Here is a 17,832-nt window from a genome sequence, read left to right on the forward strand (position 1 = left end):
ACCGGAGAGGTGGCCGAGTGGTCGAAGGCGCTCCCCTGCTAAGGGAGTATACGTCAAAAGCGTATCGTGGGTTCGAATCCCATCCTCTCCGCCATTTCGGCACGCAGCCTGAAATTATAAACCTCCCTAAAAAGCTACTTCTTCCAAGCAGACACCCAAAGCATGCGTTTCCGCATGCCAGTTCGTTCTTCAGCACGTTTCGCGAAACGCCGGACCCCTGCGATAAACCGGATGATAGTGGAGAGAGCTAATGGGCCGACTCGATTCTGCCCCTCGTTTCTTGCAGGCAGTTATAAAGCACTCTGTACCCAAGTGACACACACTCGTATTCCGCGCCGTTTTCGCGACTCGTCCCGTAATGCTTGCTGACGCAATCGGCCAAAGAATTGAAGTGCCGGAGCCTGCGAGCCGAATCGTTGATCGGGGAATCGGTGGCGAACCGCTCGGGTTTCACTGTTGTTTCTATGTGCGCACCGGGGAGCCATACTAAGTGTGGGGCCGGAACGGGGCAAAAGTTTCCGTCGTCCTTCCCCTGCGGGGCAAGGGATCTCCGAAAAGGCCTATAGTTTAGAAAGACCTTGTTAACCGCGCTAACTAACGGATTTTCAAGTCATTTCTTAACGCATGGTAAAGCCGCCTGTGGGCCGTGTGCCCACTGTGTGCTGTTTCCGCAACAAACCGAAATGAAGCATGTACGTAAATGCGCTTTATCGGATGTTGGCGATTGCAAGCGGCGAAACCTTTTGTATTTTCACGACCAGAAGCGAGGCGGTGGATCGTTTGGCTTCTAAGAACACGGGAATGGGGCAGGGAATGCTGTCCTTCGGCAAAAGTACCCAGACCCACTTAAAAACTTTGACTGGAGGTCAATCATGAACATCAAGAGCCTTCTCATCGGCTCCGCTGCGGCTCTCGCAGCAGTATCCGGCGCTCACGCTGCCGACGCTATCGTCGCTGCTGAGCCTGAGCCCCTGGAATACGTTCGCGTTTGCGACGCTTTCGGCACCGGCTTCTTCTACATCCCCGGCACCGAAACCTGCCTGAAGTTCCAGGGTTACGTTCGTTTCCAGGTAGACTTCAAGAATGGTAACGGCACGAGCGCTGGCACCAACAACGGCGGCACGTCTGATTGGGACGCTTTCACGCGCGCTCAGTTCGAAGTTGACACCCGTACCGACACCGAACTCGGTGCTCTGCGTGGCTTCATCGGCTTCCGTGGCAATGCCGACAACGGTTCTGCTTCTGGTTCCAGCGTTTTCGTTGACCAGGCCTTCATCGAACTCGGCGGCCTGAAGGTCGGTAAGTTCTACAGCTGGTGGGACGATGGCCTTTCTGGCGAAACGGACGAGCTGTCTTCCAACGCTCTGTTCAACTCCATTCGTTACACCTACGACGCTGGCTCGTTCTGGGCAGGCGCTTCGGTTGACGAACTCGAAGGCATCTCTGTTGGTCCGTTCAACGAATCCGACAACAACGTTGGTGTTGCTCTCGGCGTTGGCGCCAAGCTCGGCGCTGCTTCCTTCCAGCTCATCGGCGGCTACGACACCGACCGCGAAAACGGCTCCGTTCGCCTGATCGCAACGGCTGACGTTGGTCCGGGCACGCTCGGTCTGGCCGGTGTTTGGGCTTCTGGCGCAAACGCTTACTACAACGTCTCCGAGTGGGCAGTTGCAGCTGAATATGCCATCAAGGCAACTGAAAAGCTGACGATCACCCCCGGCGCGCAGTACTATGGCAACTACGGCCTCGTTTCCTTCGACGACTTCTCGAACGACGACGGCTGGAAGGCTGGTCTGACGGTTGATTACAAGATCACCCAGGGCCTCTCCACGAAGATCGCTGTTAACTACGTTGACATCGACAACCGTGACGACCAGGTTACCGGTTTCGTGCGCCTTCAGCGTTCGTTCTAATCTGATCTGACATTGTCAGTGAAGGAAAGCCCGGCTCTTGAGCCGGGCTTTTTCATTTTTTTCTCAATCTGCCCTCGGAAGGCGCGTGTGAAGCATCACTGCAAACGTGGTCAGCCACGATCGACTGCGGCGCTGAGTCCATTTTCTCTGACTGACGTCAGACGGCGTCCATGGCTGCCGATTCGTCCAGCATCTCTTGCTTGGGCGCAATATACATCAAGCGGGGCGGTGAGGCGGTTCCGAGCGCCGAGCGTGTCCGAATCTACAGCCCTGTAAATCGCTCTTTTGACAAGTTCGCGTGGCCTGATTGCGTCGATATCCTGCTTGCGGGCCGAGTCTAGCTCGCGAGGAAATTTTGCCATTCCTCGTAAGTATGTGAAATAAATAAGAAATTAACGACTCATTAAGAATTGGAGTTGGGGAAATTAGAATTGTAGCTATTTCGCAACAATGCAAAACTAAGGGCACCTTACTGTCTTCCTTTTGTCACGATTGCGATTGCCTGTCCGGCCGGTTTTGGCTCTAATCATCTCCATAAGCGGCACGCATCGATTTGTGTTTCCCACTCGCTGCTTAGAAGATTAAGCGTTTGACTGGAGGTCAACCATGAACATCAAGAGCCTTTTGATCGGCTCCGCTGCGGCTCTCGCAGCAGTATCCGGCGCTCACGCTGCCGACGCTATCGTCGCTGCTGAGCCTGAGCCCCTGGAATACGTTCGCGTTTGCGACGCTTTCGGCACCGGCTTCTTCTACATCCCCGGCACCGAAACCTGCCTGAAGTTCGGCGGTTACATCCGTTTCCAGACCGACTTTAATCGTGGTAACGGTTCAAGCGCAGGCACCGCTGCTGGCGGCACGTCTGACTGGGATTCGTTCACGCGCGCTCAGTTCGAAATCGACACACGCACCGACACCGAACTCGGCGCTCTGCGTGGCTTCATCGGCTTCCGTGGCAATGCCGACAACGGTACTGCTTCTGGTTCCAGCGTTTTCGTTGACCAGGCCTTCATCGAACTCGGCGGCCTGAAGGTCGGTAAGTTCTACAGCTGGTGGGACGACGATCTGAATGGCGAAACCGACATTCTGTCCACGAACACCCTGTTCAACTCGATCAAGTACACCTACGATGCAGGTTCTTTCCAGGCTGCTATCTCGGTTGACGAGCTTGAAGGCCAGTTCGGTCAGTTTCGTTACGATCCGGATAACAACGTAGGTATCGGTGGCATGATCGGCGGCAAGTTCGGCGCAGTTTCTGCCAACTTGATTGCCAGCTACGACTTCGATGCCGAGAACGTTGCTGTGCGCGGCATCCTGTTCGCAGACGTTGGTCCGGGCACGTTCGGCCTCGCAGGTGTATGGGCTTCGGGTGACAACGCTTACTACGCAAAGTCTGAATGGGCTGTTGCTGTTGAGTATGCTGTCAAGGCTACCGACCGCCTGACCATCACACCCGGCTTCGAATATCTGAGCAAGCTCGACGTCAACCCGGTTGATGGTGACTTCGTTGGTGACCGTGATGCCTGGACCGCTGGTCTGACGGTTGACTACAAGATCACCGAAGGTCTGAGCACCAAGGTTACCGCAAACTACTACGACGAAGATGGCGCTGACGATCAGGTCACCGGTTTCGTTCGTCTGCAGCGTTCGTTCTAATCTGATCTGACATTGTCAGTGATGGAAAGCCCGGCTCTCGAGCCGGGCTTTTTCGTTTGAGTGCGGTAAATCCTGAAAACAAAAAAAGCACCGGGCCTGCCGGTGCTTTGATATTTTGACAGTAGTCAACTGATGAACCGGTCTTCTATCCCGCCCGGCCATGACGCAGGTCATCGACAATATCGGCCTGTTGTCCAAGCCTCGTCTTGTAGACCTGATAATTCTCCATCACCCGCTGCACGTAATTGCGGGTTTCGGGGAAGGGGATGCGCTCGATCCAGTCCACGACATCGTCGATCGGCTTGCCGCGCGGATCGCCATAACGGGCGATCCATTCCGGCACACGTTTCGGGCCGGCATTATAGGCGATGAAGGTGAGGATGTAGGAGCCGCCGAAACTGTCGATCTGTTCGCCGAGATAATGTGCGCCGAGCGTGGCGTTATATCCGGCGTCGCTGGTCAGCATCGCCTGAGTGTAGGGCAGGCCGTGGCGTCCGGCCACGCCCTTGGCGGTTCCCGGCAGCAATTGCAGCAGACCGCGAGCATTCGCAGCGGAGACGGCGGCCGGGTTGAAGGCGCTTTCCTGCCGGGCGATTGCATAGGCAAGCGCCTTGCCGGAGCCGGCAATATTGGCACTGGCGGGAATGACACCGAGCGGATAGGCAAGGGCGGCCGCATCGATGCCGCGGCTGAAGGCCGTCTTGCCGATTTGCAGTGATACCTGATGGTTGCCGTTGCCCTCTGCCCTTGCTGCCAGAATGGCAAGCTCGCCCGGGCTGTCGAGCTGATCTGCCAATGACCTGTAGAGGCTGTCGGCCCGCCAGCCGTAGCCTGCGGCTTCCAGCCTGTCGATGGCCCGCACGGCTTCGCGGCCGGCAAATCGTTCACGGTCGGCAGCGCTCGGAGCAGGGTATGTGACGTTCAGCGTCTTTGCATCGATTCGTGCGGCAGCAAGCTGGCCGTAAAAGGTGCCGGAATGGGCAGCCGCCTTGGTGAAGAAATCGCGGGCATTGCCCGGCCCGCCCACTTCCGCCGCCCGCCCCAGCCAATAATAGGCCCGCGAGGCGGAAAGTGGCCGGTTCGAGGTCTGCAAAAGGGTGTTGAAGTGGCGTGAGGCCGTGGCGGGATCGCGCAGTGCCCGCAACGCGTACCAGCCGGCATGGAATTCCGCATCGGCAACATCGACGGCTGATGTGGCCGAATGATTGGCGACGATGCGATAGGCTTCGGCAAAATCGCCGAGATCGGCGACGCCGCGCGCGATGATTCGCCGCTCGTTCCACCACTCGCCGGGATTGACGAGTTTTGCCGTGTCCTTCGGCGCCTGCTTTAAAAGTGCTGCGGCTTCCGGATATTTCTGCTGGTTGCGCAGATTTTCGATGCGCGCGAAGAGAAAAGCAGGGTCGCTGCGCAAGTTGGCGTCAACCTTGCCCAGCAGCGCCACGGCATTGCCTGAGCGCTGCAGCACGGCGGCCCAGGCATTGTAGAGCGATTGCGCCTTGCCGAGATCACCGAAACGTTTCGCCTGGCCGATTCGGCTGCGATACATCAGATAATCCATCCGCGCCTTGTGGTCGGCGGGCGTCAGATAAGTGGGGAACTCGGCAAGAACACGGTCTTCCATGTCCTTGTCCATGCCTTCGCTCACCCAGAGCTGGCGAATGAGGCGTTGTGCTTCCAAAGCTTTGCCGGAAGAGGTGAGGGCCTTGGCCAGCACAACGGTGCCCTCGGCTGTTTCCGGCCGGCCGCTGCCAAAAGCGGCGAGCACCTGGGGTGCCGGTGGATTTTCGCGGTAAAGCGCCTTTTCGGAATTGGCGCGCAGCGTCGCCGCACCCGGCCACCCCGCCAGTTCGCTCTGGGCTGTAGTGATTTCGGCGGAAGGCACGTCCTTCTGCCCGGAAATGGCAATCGCCCAGGTAAGAATATGCCGGTCGAGACTGCCTGTCTGCATGGCGTTGCGAAGGGCGATGGCGCGTGTCGTGTCGCGGCTGGAAAGCGCATCCAGTCCGGCTTTAAGCTGGCTCGCATCGTCAGGCCGGTTAAGGCGTGGTATGGCGCCGGTAATTTCGGGCGAGGCCGGCATGAAGGCGGGAAGAGCAGGCGCATTCGGCTTCACATAGGGAAGCGGCACGGCAGCTTCCGGCACGGGGCCGGCCAGCGCGTTCCAAACGGTCGCGGCAAGACCTGCCGCCATCAATCCCCAAACTGTCTTTTTCATACCGCTCTTCATCACTGGACGGAAACAATCGACCTTCTTGTATTGTCGTTTCATTGCAGCGGGATTGCGAAATGCGCCAGTGCGTTGCACCTATGAGTTTCGCCTCAGATCCCGCTCTGGAATCTACGGAGACTGTGCTTAACGAAACCTTACTTTCCGCTCGGCACTCCAATCAACTTTTATTCACCGGTCTGCGAGCGGCGTAAAATTCCACCGCCTCGTTTTTTGCCTGCCGCGTGAGCTTCCGCGACTGTCACACTTCCGACAATTTCGGACAAAATAGGCTGCCTTTGCGCTTGTCGGCGCCAAGGGCTGGCACTAATGTGTGCCGGTTTTAACCATCGAATGCGGCCGAAGCATGAACCGGCTCGGCGCCAGGAGCTTTGTATGTTCAAGGGATCAATTCCCGCCCTCATTACCCCGTTCACGGACAATGGTGCCGTGGACGAACAGGCATTTGCCGCCCATGTGGAATGGCAGATTGCCGAAGGCAGCAACGGACTTGTGCCTGTGGGCACGACGGGGGAATCTCCAACCCTGTCCCATGACGAGCACAAACGTGTGGTCGAGCTGTGCATCGAGGTAGCGGCGAAACGGGTTCCGGTCATCGCGGGCGCTGGCTCCAACAATACCGATGAAGCGATAGAACTTGCCCTGCACGCGCAGGATGCCGGCGCGGATGCGCTGCTGGTGGTCACCCCCTATTACAACAAGCCGACGCAGAAGGGGCTTTTCGCCCATTTTTCCGCAGTTGCGGAAGCGGTGAAACTGCCGATCGTCATCTATAACATCCCGCCGCGCTCGGTGGTGGATATGTCGCCGGAAACCATGGGTGCGCTTGTGAAGGCGCACAGGAACATCGTCGGCGTCAAGGATGCGACGGGCAAGCTCGACCGCGTCTCCGAACAGCGGATTTCCTGCGGCAAGGATTTCATCCAGCTGTCCGGCGAAGATGGCACGGCACTCGGCTTCAACGCCCATGGCGGCGTCGGCTGCATTTCGGTCAGCGCCAATGTTGCGCCACGCCTCTGTTCCGAATTCCAGGCGGCCATGCTTGCAGGCGACTACGCCAAGGCGCTGGAGTATCAGGACCGCCTGATGCCTCTGCACCGGGCCATCTTCATGGAACCTGGTGTGTGCGGCACAAAATATGCGCTTTCGAAGACCCGTGGCGGCAACCGGAAGGTCCGCTCGCCGTTGATGAGCACGCTGGAACCGGCAACGGAAGCGGCAATCGACGCGGCACTGAAGCATGCCGGCCTGATGAACTGACGGACACCTGAAACCCGAAAGGCGCGCAATGGGACTGCTTCGCGACAGAAGCCGGTTCGCGCGCCTTTTCTTTTCGTAACGACGATACTAAATAGAAACGTGAAAACCGCTCGTGGCGGACAAGCCGCAGGCGCAATAAGAAAAACAAGGGATTGAAATATCATGGCCCCCAAAGGCAGCCAGCGCGTGGTGAACAAGATCGTTGCGGAAAACCGCAAGGCTCGTTTCAACTACGAAATCATCGACACCTATGAGGCGGGTTTGGTGCTGACCGGCACCGAGGTCAAGGCGCTGCGCGAAGGCAAGGCTAATATCGCCGAGTCCTACGCATCGGACGAGGGCGATGAAATCTGGCTCATCAATTCCCACCTGCCGGAATATCTGCAGGCCAACCGCTTCAACCACGAGCCGCGCCGCCGTCGCAAGTTGCTGCTGAACAAGCGCGAGATCAACCGTCTGCGCGCCGGCATCAACCGTGAAGGCATGACGCTGGTGCCGCTGAAGGTCTATTTCAACGAAAAGGGCCGTGCGAAGCTGGAACTGGCACTGGCCAAGGGCAAGAAGCTGCACGACAAGCGCGAGACGGAGAAGGAACGCGACTGGAACCGGCAGAAGTCGCGGCTGCTGAAGGGCAACAACGCCTAGAGCTCATCCCTCATTCCTGCACTTGTCGCAGGAATCAAGCCGCCGCGCTTCTGCGCGGCGAGAGAGTTCTTTTCAGCCCAAGGATTTGGGCTGGCTAGATTGCTGTGACAAGCACAGGAATGAGAGCGGGGATGCTTTCGCCTCTTGAATAGACAGCTCTCACGCCGCCCTGTAAGTCCGCTCCACATAGGACGTGGACGCCGAAACGCTGAACCGGCTGACCAGTGCCGCCAGATTGGCGCTCACATCGCTCAGATTATGCGTGGCCGCGTTGGTTTCTTCCACCATGGCCGCATTCTTCTGGGTCAGATTGTCCATGCTGTTGATGGCGGCGCTGATTTCCTGAATGCCGACGGACTGCTCCTGGGCCGCCTTGGTCAGCGACGTGATATGTTCCTGAATATGATCCACCTTGTTGCCGATCGTATTCAGCGATTGCCCGGTTTTATTGACCAGCGATACGCCCTGCATCACATCCTCCGAGGATTTGGTGATGAGGGTCTTGATCTCCTTGGCGGCGTTGGCTGAACGCTGTGCCAGCTCGCGCACTTCCTGGGCGACGACGGCAAAACCCTTGCCAGCTTCACCGGCACGCGCGGCTTCCACACCGGCATTCAGCGCCAGAAGGTTCGTCTGGAACGAAATCTCGTCGATGACGGAAATGATCTGGGTGATCTTCTGCGACGATTCCTCGATGGCGCCCATCGCTTTTACCGCTTCCGTCACCACATCCCGTGACCGCGCCGCTTCGGCGGCCGAGCTTTCGACGATGGCCTTGGCTTCTTCGGAGCGCTGCGCCGAAAGCTTGGAAATGGTGGTGATTTCCTCCACGGCGGCGGCGGTTTCCTCAAGGGCTGCTGCCTGCTGCTCCGTTCTGCGGGCCATGTCGTCGGTAGCCGATGTCAGTTCGCGCGTATTGCCTGATATCTTGTTGGCTTCCTCGACGATCTGCGAGAATGCACCCGCGAGATTGCCGACCGCAGCGTTGAAATTGGCAATCAGCCCCTCGAATTGCGGTGCAGTCTTTTCATTGATGCTGGAGGTGAGGTCGCCATTCGCCAGCTTGTTCAGGGCGTTGTTGAGCAGTTCGAGAACGTGCTCCTGCTCCCTCTTCATCTGCGCCTGTTGTTCCTCGACCTTCAGCCGCTCGGCGGCAAGCACGTCGAGGTAGACGGAGATCGAATAGTCCATGTCGAGAAGGGCGGCCTTGATCGTTACCGTCAGGGCGTCGTTCAGCTTCTTGGCCTTCTTTTCCTGGAAAAGGCCCTTCAGTTCCGAATTGACGACGGCTTTGACGATGCCATCAAGCATCAGCGCGTAACCGCCAATATACCATCTCGGCTCCAGCCCCAGCCTTGCATGGGTACGGCCGATGGCCGTCACGGCATCGGTATAGTCCGAGTTGAAGGTGCCGGAGGCAATTCTTGCCCAGTGTTTCATCTGCATGCCTTTGGCATGCTGGACATGCGCGTCGCTTGCAAAGAATTTCGCCGTCTCCGGCACGGAGCGCGCCTTCGCATAAAACCGATCGAGAGAGGCGTCGAGAGAGCCTGTAATGACGCCCTTCATGTCCGAAAGGTTTTGTCGTTGCTCCTGGCCAAGCCCCAGAAAATTAAGTCTTTCGTCGAGTTGTTGATTGGTTTTTACTTGGCCATGCATGTCTGAACATCCTGATTTGACACCGAAATCATGTCGTTGGTGCCGTTGGGTGATTTAGACACGTCTAAAATTAACCAAGATATAATTTTGACTGGCCGAATTTGATGTTTGTTAATTTTAAGAGGAATTTTCCGGCAGGAATACACGGTTGTGGCGCCAAACAAAAACGCGCCCGCCTTGCAGACGGACGCGTTCTCATTAGGTCGGCGGCTTAAAAACCGGGATCAGATCGTTTCGGGGCTTTCGACGTGCCGGGCAGGGCGCTCGTTCGGGTCACGTCCGATTTCGGCCTTCAAGGTCATGAGATCAATGAAGTGATCTGCCTGCCTGCGCAGATCGTCGGCGATCATTGCGGGCTGCGTTGCCATGGTGGACACCACGGAAACCTTGCGGCCCTTGCGCTGAAGCGCGTCCACCAGCTTTGTGAAGTCGCCGTCACCGGAAAACAGAACCAGATGATCGACGGTCTCTGACTGTTCCATGGCATCGACAGCAAGTTCGATATCCATGTTGCCTTTGATCTTGCGGCGACCGAGCGCGTCGGTGAATTCCTTCGCCGGCTTCGTCACGACCTTGTAGCCGTTATAATCCAGCCAGTCGATCAGAGGGCGGATCGAGGAATATTCCTGATCCTCGATCAATGCGGTGTAATAGTAGGCGCGCAGCAGGTATCCGCGCTTCTGAAACGCCTTAAGAAGCTTGCGATAGTCGATATCGAACCCCAGGCTTTTAGATGCTGCATAAAGATTGGCTCCATCTATAAAGAGCGCAATTTTCTCCCGTGGATCGAACATTCCATCCCATTCCTTTTTTGGAAAGGCCATTATCTGGCTTTTATTTCCGGTCGCAAATGCGAAAAATCATGTCGTATCAACGAATTTTGCGTAGCGCCGTTGCGTTTTAAGTAAGGTAACTTCACCCGTATTCCAAGACAATTCTTCTAGACATTTTGTTCATCAGACGCCAAACAAGGGCAATAAGGTGCCAAAAGACGCCAAAGACAGGAAAAACTTGAATTCCGCGGCCAATGGCTGTATCGGAAGCTGGAAGGCTTCGTCGCGAGGAATCCAAAGCGTTTTTCGCAAGGCACGAAGCGCAGATTCAATAGGTTAGAGCATCCCTTGTGCATCCTCAAGAAAGCACGGCGCTCTGATCCACGACATTACGACTCGCAAAGGACAGGCAATGGCCCGCGTCACAGTTGAAGATTGCATTGATAAAGTAGACAACCGTTTCGAGCTGGTCCTTCTCGCCAGCCACCGTGCGCGCCAGATTTCCCAGGGCTCGTCCATCACGGTTGACCGCGATAACGACAAGAACCCGGTCGTCGCTCTGCGCGAAATCGCCGACGAGATGCTCTCGCCCGACGACCTCAAGGAAGACCTCATCCATTCGCTGCAGAAGCATGTGGAAGTGGACGAGCCCGAGCCCGATCCGGTTACGCTGGCAGCCTCCGCTACTGCCGATGGCGAAGAGGACGACCAGCCGGAAACCGTTACTTTCGACCAGATGTCGGAAGAAGAACTGCTGGCCGGTATCGAAGGCCTTGTGCCGCCGGAAAAAAATGACGACTATTGATCTGACTTTATGACGCCATTGGCAGGCGGTGGTTACCGTCTGTCAATATTTGCCGTCATAATCTGATCCCTATTGATGCAGCATTGTGCGCCGACCCCAAGGTTGGCGCGCTTTCTTTTTGTGGAATATCGCATGATGCGGCAATACGAACTCGTTGAGCGGGTTCAAAAATATAAACCGGATGCGAATGAGGCCCTGCTGAACAAGGCCTATGTTTATGCAATGCAGAAACATGGCCAGCAAAAGCGCGCCAATGGCGACCCCTATATCTCGCATCCGCTGGAAGTTGCCGCCATCCTGACGGAAATGCATCTCGACGAATCGACCATCGCGGTGGCGCTGCTGCACGATACGATCGAGGACACCACCGCTACCCGCGCTGAAATCGACGAGCTGTTCGGTGAGGATATCGGCAGACTGGTGGAGGGGCTGACCAAGCTCAAGAAACTCGATCTCGTCACGCGCAAGGCCAAGCAGGCCGAAAACCTGCGCAAGCTGCTGCTTGCCATTTCCGACGACGTGCGCGTTCTTCTGGTGAAGCTGGCCGACCGCCTGCACAACATGCGCACCATGGAATATATGCCGGCGGACAAACGCAGCCGCATTTCCGAAGAAACCATGGAAATCTATGCGCCGCTCGCCGGCCGCATGGGCATGCAGGACATGCGCGACGAGCTGGAGGACCTGTCCTTCCGTTACCTCAATCCGGAAGCCTATGAGACGGTGACCAACCGCCTTCAGGAACTGGAAACACGCAACGAAGGGCTCATCAAGAAGATCGAGGACGAGCTGCGCGAGCTACTCGTGGCGAATGGCCTTCTCGGCGCCAGCGTCAAGGGGCGTCAGAAGAAGCCCTATTCGGTGTTCCGCAAGATGCAGTCGAAATCGCTCTCTTTCGAGCAGCTGTCCGACGTCTACGGCTTCCGCATTCTGGTGGACGATATTCCCTCCTGTTACCGCGCGCTCGGCATCGTCCACACCCGCTGGCGCGTGGTACCCGGTCGCTTCAAGGACTATATCTCCACGCCGAAGCAGAACGACTATCGTTCCATCCACACCACGATCGTTGGCCCTTCGCGCCAGCGTATTGAGTTGCAGCTGCGCACCAAGCGCATGCACGAAATCGCCGAATTCGGCATTGCCGCCCATGCGCTCTATAAGGACGGCGAAAACGGGGAGGGCGATCTGCTCTCGCCGGAGAGCAACGCCTATTCCTGGCTGCGCCACACCATCGAATCGCTGGCAGAAGGCGACAGCCCGGAAGAATTCCTCGAACATACCAAGCTGGAACTGTTCCAGGACCAGGTGTTCTGCTTCACACCCAAGGGCAAGCTGATTGCGCTGCCGCGTGGCGCGACGCCCATCGATTTCGCCTATGCGGTGCACACCAATATCGGCGACACCACAGTTGGCGCCAAGATCAACGGCCGGATCATGCCGCTTGTGACCCGGCTCAACAACGGCGACGAGGTGGAGATCATCCGCTCCGGCGTGCAGGTTCCGCCCGCTGCATGGGAAGAGGTGGTGGTGACGGGCAAGGCCCGCTCGGCCATCCGCCGCGCCACGCGCATGGCCATTCGCAAGCAATATTCGGGTCTCGGTTACCGTATTCTGGAGCGCACTTTCGAACGTGCCGGCAAGGCCTTCTCGCGTGACGCGCTAAAACCCGTGCTGCATCGTCTGGCGCAGAAGGATGTGGAAGACGCTATCGCCGCCGTCGGGCGCGGCGAGGTCTCCTCGCTCGACGTGCTGCGTGCAGTCTATCCGGATTATCAGGACGAGCGCGTGACTGTGAAGATGACCGGCGACGACGGCTGGTTCAACATGCGCAGCGCTTCCGGTATGGTCTTCAAGATCCCCGGAAAGTCGCGCTCCGTTCTGGAAGACGATGGCGCAGCCGAAATGCTCGATGGACCGGACCCGCTGCCCATCCGTGGCCTTTCCGGCAATGTCGATGTGCATTTTGGTGCCGCCGGCGCCGTTCCGGGTGATCGCATCGTCGGCATCATGGAAAAAGGCAAGGGCATCACCATCTATCCCATTCAGGCGCCGGCGCTGCAGCGTTTCGACGATGAGCCGGAGCGCTGGATTGATGTCCGCTGGGATCTTGATGAGGCGAACAAGTCGCGCTTCATGGCGCGGGTGATGATCAACGCGCTGAACGAACCCGGCACGCTCGCCTCCGTGGCGCAATCGATCGCAACGCTGGATGTCAACATACGCGCCCTGAATATGGTCCGCATCGGCACGGATTTTTCCGAACTGGCGCTGGATGTCGAAGTCTGGGATTTACGGCAACTCAACCAGCTGCTGTCGCAGCTGAAAGACCTCGATTGCGTATCCACTGTCAAACGTGCCTTCGATTGAGGCATTTTTGATCATTCGCACATTCCAAAAGGCCGCTGTTATGCATTCAGTGCATGGCAGCGGCCTTTTACTGTCTCTGGTCGCGCATGTGGTTTGCGACTATCTTCCTTTCAGAAATTGAAAACGGAAAACGCGGCGTGCCGGTGGTCCTACCCCGATGAGAAACGCCATTTCCAAACTGAAAGGACATGAAATCATGTTTACTCCGCTTCGCAAGATCGCCCGTGCAGTTCGTGGCAAGACGACCCAGGAACGCGAATTCGAATATCTCAGCGGCTCCGTGTCGAATGTCGACCTCGAGTTCCGCCAGCGCGAAATCGACCGCGGCCTGTTCCGCCGGTAATGCACTCAGCGCATGGCAGCCGTTCGCCATGCGTATGGGACTTGGAAGGTGGGTGGCCGTTGTCGGTCTGCTCCTTCTCGTGTCTCTTAAGGCTGTGTGAATGCGCGCTACGAACGGGCGTTCACCGCTGTCCGGTCTAAATGATAGGACACGCTGCTTTTGAAACGAATTTGACGGCGAGAGGTGGTTGTTTCCTCGACGTCATCCTTGGCGCGTCCCAGGGATCTGATAGCCTTGCATTCAATCAATCGATTGCAAATCCTCGGGACAAGCCTGAGGATGACGTCAGAGTCTTCGGCAAGGTTCGTATACTCGGTTGTGCCACGTGGCGTGGGCGGAATTCCAGCTAAAGGCCGGAATGACGGGGAAAATATGCCTGCAAAAGAAATCCCCGTGTCGTATACGATGCTCTTGGCTCAGCCGGGGCGATGAAATAGACTGCCCCCATGCCGTTTCGCCGCCGTGAACCCGTTGGTTTTTCAGAGAAGATTCGTGACCTCTTTTGGCCGCGCACGGGTTTTACCCGTTCGCTGCGCTATATGAAGCTGCGTCTCCTGCGGTTGTCTGCGTCTCCGCATTCGATTGCCGCCGGTGTCGCGCTCGGTATCGGCGTGGCGTGGACACCGTTTCTCGGCGTGCATATCATTATCGCCATGGCGCTCGGTTTCCTCATGCGCGTCAATCTCGTTGCGGCAGCACTCGGCACCACCTTCGCCAATCCCCTGACATTTCCGTTCATCTGGGCGTCCACCTGGGAACTCGGGCATTTCCTGCTCGGACGACAGAAGGAGGCGGGGGTTGCGCATGTGGATTTCGTTGCGCTGTTCAGCCACCTCGAATTCCGGCAGATATGGAGGCCGGTGCTGGAACCCATGACCGTCGGTGCGCTTCTGCCCGCGGCCGTGAGCGCGGTCATCGCCTATATTACCGTCTACAGCCTCATCAGCGGTTTCCAGCGCCGCAAGATGGAAAATCTCGCGCATCGCGCCGCCAATAAAAACGCGTCTCTGGAGATGTTGAAATGATCCTTGGATTGGGCAGCGACCTGATCGATATCCGCCGCGTCGAACATTCGCTCACCCGTTTCGGTGAACGTTTCACGCACCGCTGTTTCACCGATATCGAGCGCGCCAAGTCCGATGGCCGCAAGAACCGCGCGGCATCCTACGCCAAGCGTTTCGCCGCCAAGGAAGCCTGCTCCAAGGCGCTCGGAACCGGCCTTGCGAACGGCGTTTTCTGGAAGGACATGGGGGTCGTCAATCTGCCGGGCGGCAAGCCGACCATGGCGCTCACCAACGGTGCCGCAGAAAGGCTGGCGGCCATGCTGCCCGCCGGTCACCGCGCCAATATCCATCTGACCATCACGGACGATTACCCTTACGCTCAGGCATTTGTGATTATCGAGGCGCTTCCCGTGAGCGACTGAGACTGGGGGCTGCCGCATTGGCGGCCTATTTGCAGGCGTATGACAGAAGCGCTTCCCTTCCGGCTGGAAAGGTTCTAGAGAAGTCGCAGAAATATGAAAGCGTCGCTGGCTGCGTGAAAAATTGCTTCACCCCGCCGCAGTCGCGAGCAACAACGGCCCGGACGCCTCCGTCAAATCGCAGGAACCGGTAAACAATCAGGCAGGTCTTTAAGTGTCCGAAAAAGCTGAAAAGAAGCAGAACGCCCTCTGGGAAAACGTCAAGGTCATCATTCAGGCGCTGCTGCTGGCCATGGTCATCCGCACCGTGCTGTTTCAGCCCTTCACGATCCCTTCAGGTTCGATGATGCCGACGCTGCTGGTAGGCGACTATCTTTTCGTCAACAAGTTCTCCTACGGCTATTCGAAATATTCGCTGCCCTTTTCGCCGAACCTGTTTTCCGGCCGTATCCTCGAATTCAGCAAGCCCAAGCGTGGCGATGTCGTGGTCTTCCGCCTGCCGCCCAATCCTGAAGTGGATTACATCAAGCGTCTCGTCGGCTTGCCGGGTGACCGCATCCAGGTGACGAACGGCGTGCTGTTCATCAACGGCCAGCCGGTTCCGAAGCAGCCTGATGGCACCTTCACCTCCGATTACCGTGCCGATCCGGGCGCCAATGTACCGGTGTTCCGCGAAACGCTCGATAATGGCGTCACCTTCGACACGCTCGACCAGTCGCCCGATTCGCGCGGCGACAACACCCGCGAATTCCTGGTGCCGGAAGGCCATTATTTCATGATGGGCGATAATCGCGACAACTCGCTCGACAGCCGTTTCGATGTCGGTTTCGTGCCGGAAGAAAACCTGATCGGCCGCGCCAGCGTCATCTTCTTCTCGCTGGGCAATGACACGCCGTTCAGCCGCATTTGGGACTGGCCGTCCAACATGCGCTGGGACCGTCTCTTCAAGGTTGTGGGATGAGCAAGACCAAGCCGCTGTCGATTGCGGAGATTTCCCGTCTCGAAGCGTTGATCGGATATGAATTCAAGGAAAAGGCCCGGCTCGACCGGGCCTTGACCCATGCGAGTGCCCGTTCCGCTGCGGCGGGCAATTACGAGCGGCTGGAGTTTTTGGGCGACCGCGTTCTCGGCCTTTGTGTTGCCGAGCTGTTGTTCTCCACCTTCCGCAACGCCAGCGAAGGTGAGCTTTCGGTTCGCCTCAACCAGCTTGTCAGCGCCGAATCCTGCGCCGCTATCGGCGACGAAATGGGCCTGCATAATTTCATTCGCACCGGATCGGATGTGAAGAAGCTGACCGGCAAGGCGATGCTGAACGTGCGCGCCGATGTGGTCGAAAGCCTGATCGCCACTCTCTATCTGGATGGTGGTCTGGAGGCATCCCGCAAGTTCATTCTGAAATACTGGCAGGGCCGCGCAACGCGCGTGGATGCCGGACGGCGCGATGCCAAGACTGAATTGCAGGAATGGGCGCATGCCAGATTTGCGGTTACGCCCGCTTATCGGGTTGACGATCGCTCCGGACCGGATCACGATCCCAGCTTCACCGTGACGGTGGAAATTCCCGGCGTAAAGCCGGAAACCGGCGTCGAGCGTTCCAAGCGCGCAGCCGAACAGGTGGCAGCAACCAGATTGCTGGAACGCGAAGGCGTCTGGCAGAAAAGCTCCACCTAGAACTGAGCGACCGAAAGATAGTGGCGCTAAAATCGAGCGCATGGCGAGCCTTGTGGCCGCATGTTGAATACCTTAGACCTTGAATGGATATCATGACCGATCACGAAAACCCCGCCGTTGCCGGCGAAGACATCGCCCTTCCGACCCGCTCCGGCTTCGTGGCTCTCATCGGCCCGACCAATGCCGGCAAGTCGACGCTGGTCAACAGGCTGGTGGGTGCAAAAGTTTCGATCGTCAGCCACAAGGTACAGACGACGCGCGCGGTGATGCGCGGCATCGCCATTCACAAAAATGCGCAGATTGTTTTTATGGACACGCCCGGCATCTTCAAGCCGCGCCGCAGGCTCGACCGCGCCATGGTCACCTCGGCCTGGGGCGGAGCGAAGGATGCGGATCTCATCCTGCTGCTGATCGACAGCGAACGCGGCCTGAAGGGTGACGCGGAAGCGATTCTCGAGGGGCTGAAGGATGTTCCGCAGAAGAAAATCCTCTGCCTCAACAAGATCGACCAGGTGAAGCGCGAAGACCTGCTGAAGCTTGCTGCCGCCGCCAATGAGCACGTGACCTTCGACCGGACCTTCATGATTTCGGCCACCAACGGCTCGGGCTGCGAAGACCTTATGGATTATCTGGTCGATACCCTGCCGGAAGGTCCGTGGTATTATCCGGAAGACCAGATTTCCGATCTGCCGATGCGCCAGCTCGCCGCCGAAATCACCCGCGAAAAGCTGTTCCTGCGTCTGCATCAGGAGCTTCCCTACGCATCGCATGTCGAGACGGAGAAGTGGGAAGAACGCAAGGACGGCTCCGTGCGCATCGAGCAGGTGATCTATGTCGAGCGCGACAGCCAGAAGAAGATCGCTCTCGGCAAGAACGGCGACGCGATCAAGGCGATCTCCACCGCCTCGCGCAAGGAACTGTCTGAAATCCTCGAACAGCCGGTCCACCTCTTCCTGTTCGTCAAGGTTCGCGAAAACTGGGGCGACGACCCCGAACGTTTCCGCGAAATGGGCCTGGAATTTCCGCGGGGATAAGGCACATCCGGTTCCGCCCACATTCCTGTGACAGGCACAGGAATGTGGATGTGCCG

At 57.7% G+C, this 17,832-nt stretch carries 15 protein-coding genes and 1 tRNA gene; 13 read left to right on the forward strand and 3 right to left on the reverse strand.

Annotation, left to right across the window (positions count from 1 at the left end):
• Positions 1-3: 3 nt before the first annotated feature.
• The 3 genes from F617_RS0111215 to F617_RS0111230 all read left to right on the forward strand — a co-directional run bounded on the left by F617_RS0111215 (position 4) and on the right by F617_RS0111230 (position 3,566).
• Positions 4-94, forward strand: a tRNA-Ser gene (locus F617_RS0111215).
• 778 nt (positions 95-872) lie between these two features.
• A complete protein-coding gene (locus tag F617_RS0111225) occupies positions 873-1,913 on the forward strand; it encodes a porin (protein ID WP_003512221.1) in 1,041 nt (346 codons plus the stop codon).
• Positions 1,914-2,519: 606 nt separating this feature from the next.
• Positions 2,520-3,566, forward strand: coding sequence for a porin (locus F617_RS0111230; protein ID WP_003512223.1), 1,047 nt, complete (start codon positions 2,520-2,522; stop codon positions 3,564-3,566).
• Positions 3,567-3,711: 145 nt separating this feature from the next.
• Here the strand turns inward: F617_RS0111230 and F617_RS0111235 are convergent, their stop codons facing one another.
• Complete coding sequence (locus F617_RS0111235) at positions 3,712-5,784, reverse strand: lytic transglycosylase domain-containing protein (RefSeq protein ID WP_026330790.1); 2,073 nt, start codon at positions 5,782-5,784, stop codon at positions 3,712-3,714.
• 387 nt (positions 5,785-6,171) lie between these two features.
• On the opposite strand from F617_RS0111235, the gene dapA reads away from it, so the two are divergent.
• A complete protein-coding gene (gene dapA / locus F617_RS0111240; protein WP_019565353.1) occupies positions 6,172-7,056 on the forward strand; it encodes a 4-hydroxy-tetrahydrodipicolinate synthase in 885 nt (294 codons plus the stop codon).
• A 162-nt stretch (positions 7,057-7,218) separates the two neighbouring features.
• A complete protein-coding gene (gene smpB / locus F617_RS0111245) occupies positions 7,219-7,701 on the forward strand; it encodes an SsrA-binding protein SmpB (protein ID WP_003512228.1) in 483 nt (160 codons plus the stop codon).
• Between the two features lie 159 nt (positions 7,702-7,860).
• Here smpB and F617_RS0111250 read toward each other — a convergent pair whose 3' ends face one another.
• Together F617_RS0111250 and F617_RS0111255 are read right to left on the reverse strand one after the other, a co-directional pair.
• Complete coding sequence (locus F617_RS0111250; protein ID WP_019565354.1) at positions 7,861-9,360, reverse strand: methyl-accepting chemotaxis protein; 1,500 nt, start codon at positions 9,358-9,360, stop codon at positions 7,861-7,863.
• Between the two features lie 224 nt (positions 9,361-9,584).
• On the reverse strand, positions 9,585-10,154 hold the full coding sequence (locus F617_RS0111255; protein ID WP_013635795.1) for an NYN domain-containing protein: 570 nt from the start codon (positions 10,152-10,154) through the stop codon (positions 9,585-9,587).
• 391 nt (positions 10,155-10,545) lie between these two features.
• On the opposite strand from F617_RS0111255, the gene rpoZ reads away from it, so the two are divergent.
• The 8 genes from rpoZ to era all read left to right on the forward strand — a co-directional run bounded on the left by rpoZ (position 10,546) and on the right by era (position 17,776).
• The gene (rpoZ, locus tag F617_RS0111260) at positions 10,546-10,938 is read left to right on the forward strand and encodes a DNA-directed RNA polymerase subunit omega (RefSeq protein ID WP_003512234.1); all 393 of its coding nucleotides are present in this window, start codon (positions 10,546-10,548) and stop codon (positions 10,936-10,938) included.
• Between the two features lie 132 nt (positions 10,939-11,070).
• Positions 11,071-13,305 (forward strand): bifunctional (p)ppGpp synthetase/guanosine-3',5'-bis(diphosphate) 3'-pyrophosphohydrolase, encoded by a 2,235-nt coding sequence (locus tag F617_RS0111265; protein ID WP_003512236.1) that lies wholly within the window; start codon positions 11,071-11,073, stop codon positions 13,303-13,305.
• Between the two features lie 196 nt (positions 13,306-13,501).
• A complete protein-coding gene (locus F617_RS26985) occupies positions 13,502-13,648 on the forward strand; it encodes a hypothetical protein (protein ID WP_003496944.1) in 147 nt (48 codons plus the stop codon).
• Between the two features lie 446 nt (positions 13,649-14,094).
• A complete protein-coding gene (locus F617_RS0111275; protein WP_003512239.1) occupies positions 14,095-14,673 on the forward strand; it encodes a DUF2062 domain-containing protein in 579 nt (192 codons plus the stop codon).
• Positions 14,670-15,074: a holo-ACP synthase gene (gene acpS / locus F617_RS0111280; RefSeq protein WP_003512241.1), complete on the forward strand. Its 405-nt coding sequence runs from the start codon at positions 14,670-14,672 to the stop codon at positions 15,072-15,074. The genes F617_RS0111275 and acpS overlap by 4 nt, the downstream gene beginning before the upstream one ends.
• A gap of 211 nt (positions 15,075-15,285) precedes the next feature.
• On the forward strand, positions 15,286-16,032 hold the full coding sequence (gene lepB / locus F617_RS0111290; protein WP_003512243.1) for a signal peptidase I: 747 nt from the start codon (positions 15,286-15,288) through the stop codon (positions 16,030-16,032).
• Positions 16,029-16,742 (forward strand): ribonuclease III, encoded by a 714-nt coding sequence (gene rnc / locus F617_RS0111295; protein ID WP_003512245.1) that lies wholly within the window; start codon positions 16,029-16,031, stop codon positions 16,740-16,742. The genes lepB and rnc overlap by 4 nt, the downstream gene beginning before the upstream one ends.
• A gap of 83 nt (positions 16,743-16,825) precedes the next feature.
• A complete protein-coding gene (gene era / locus F617_RS0111300) occupies positions 16,826-17,776 on the forward strand; it encodes a GTPase Era (protein WP_013635798.1) in 951 nt (316 codons plus the stop codon).
• Positions 17,777-17,832: the final 56 nt, after the last annotated feature.

Origin of the sequence: Agrobacterium sp. 10MFCol1.1 (genome assembly GCF_000381165.1) — a bacterium.
Taxonomy (GTDB): domain Bacteria; phylum Pseudomonadota; class Alphaproteobacteria; order Rhizobiales; family Rhizobiaceae; genus Agrobacterium; species Agrobacterium tumefaciens.

Coding starts and splice junctions, on each gene's coding strand:
- F617_RS0111225 (WP_003512221.1), top strand. CDS start 873: ATGAACATCAAGAGCCTTCTCATCGGCTCCGCTGCGGCTCTCGCAGCA.
- F617_RS0111230 (WP_003512223.1), top strand. CDS start 2,520: ATGAACATCAAGAGCCTTTTGATCGGCTCCGCTGCGGCTCTCGCAGCA.
- F617_RS0111235 (WP_026330790.1), bottom strand. CDS start 5,784: ATGAAAAAGACAGTTTGGGGATTGATGGCGGCAGGTCTTGCCGCGACC.
- dapA (WP_019565353.1), top strand. CDS start 6,172: ATGTTCAAGGGATCAATTCCCGCCCTCATTACCCCGTTCACGGACAAT.
- smpB (WP_003512228.1), top strand. CDS start 7,219: ATGGCCCCCAAAGGCAGCCAGCGCGTGGTGAACAAGATCGTTGCGGAA.
- F617_RS0111250 (WP_019565354.1), bottom strand. CDS start 9,360: ATGCATGGCCAAGTAAAAACCAATCAACAACTCGACGAAAGACTTAAT.
- F617_RS0111255 (WP_013635795.1), bottom strand. CDS start 10,154: ATGTTCGATCCACGGGAGAAAATTGCGCTCTTTATAGATGGAGCCAAT.
- rpoZ (WP_003512234.1), top strand. CDS start 10,546: ATGGCCCGCGTCACAGTTGAAGATTGCATTGATAAAGTAGACAACCGT.
- F617_RS0111265 (WP_003512236.1), top strand. CDS start 11,071: ATGATGCGGCAATACGAACTCGTTGAGCGGGTTCAAAAATATAAACCG.
- F617_RS26985 (WP_003496944.1), top strand. CDS start 13,502: ATGTTTACTCCGCTTCGCAAGATCGCCCGTGCAGTTCGTGGCAAGACG.
- F617_RS0111275 (WP_003512239.1), top strand. CDS start 14,095: ATGCCGTTTCGCCGCCGTGAACCCGTTGGTTTTTCAGAGAAGATTCGT.
- acpS (WP_003512241.1), top strand. CDS start 14,670: ATGATCCTTGGATTGGGCAGCGACCTGATCGATATCCGCCGCGTCGAA.
- rnc (WP_003512245.1), top strand. CDS start 16,029: ATGAGCAAGACCAAGCCGCTGTCGATTGCGGAGATTTCCCGTCTCGAA.
- era (WP_013635798.1), top strand. CDS start 16,826: ATGGATATCATGACCGATCACGAAAACCCCGCCGTTGCCGGCGAAGAC.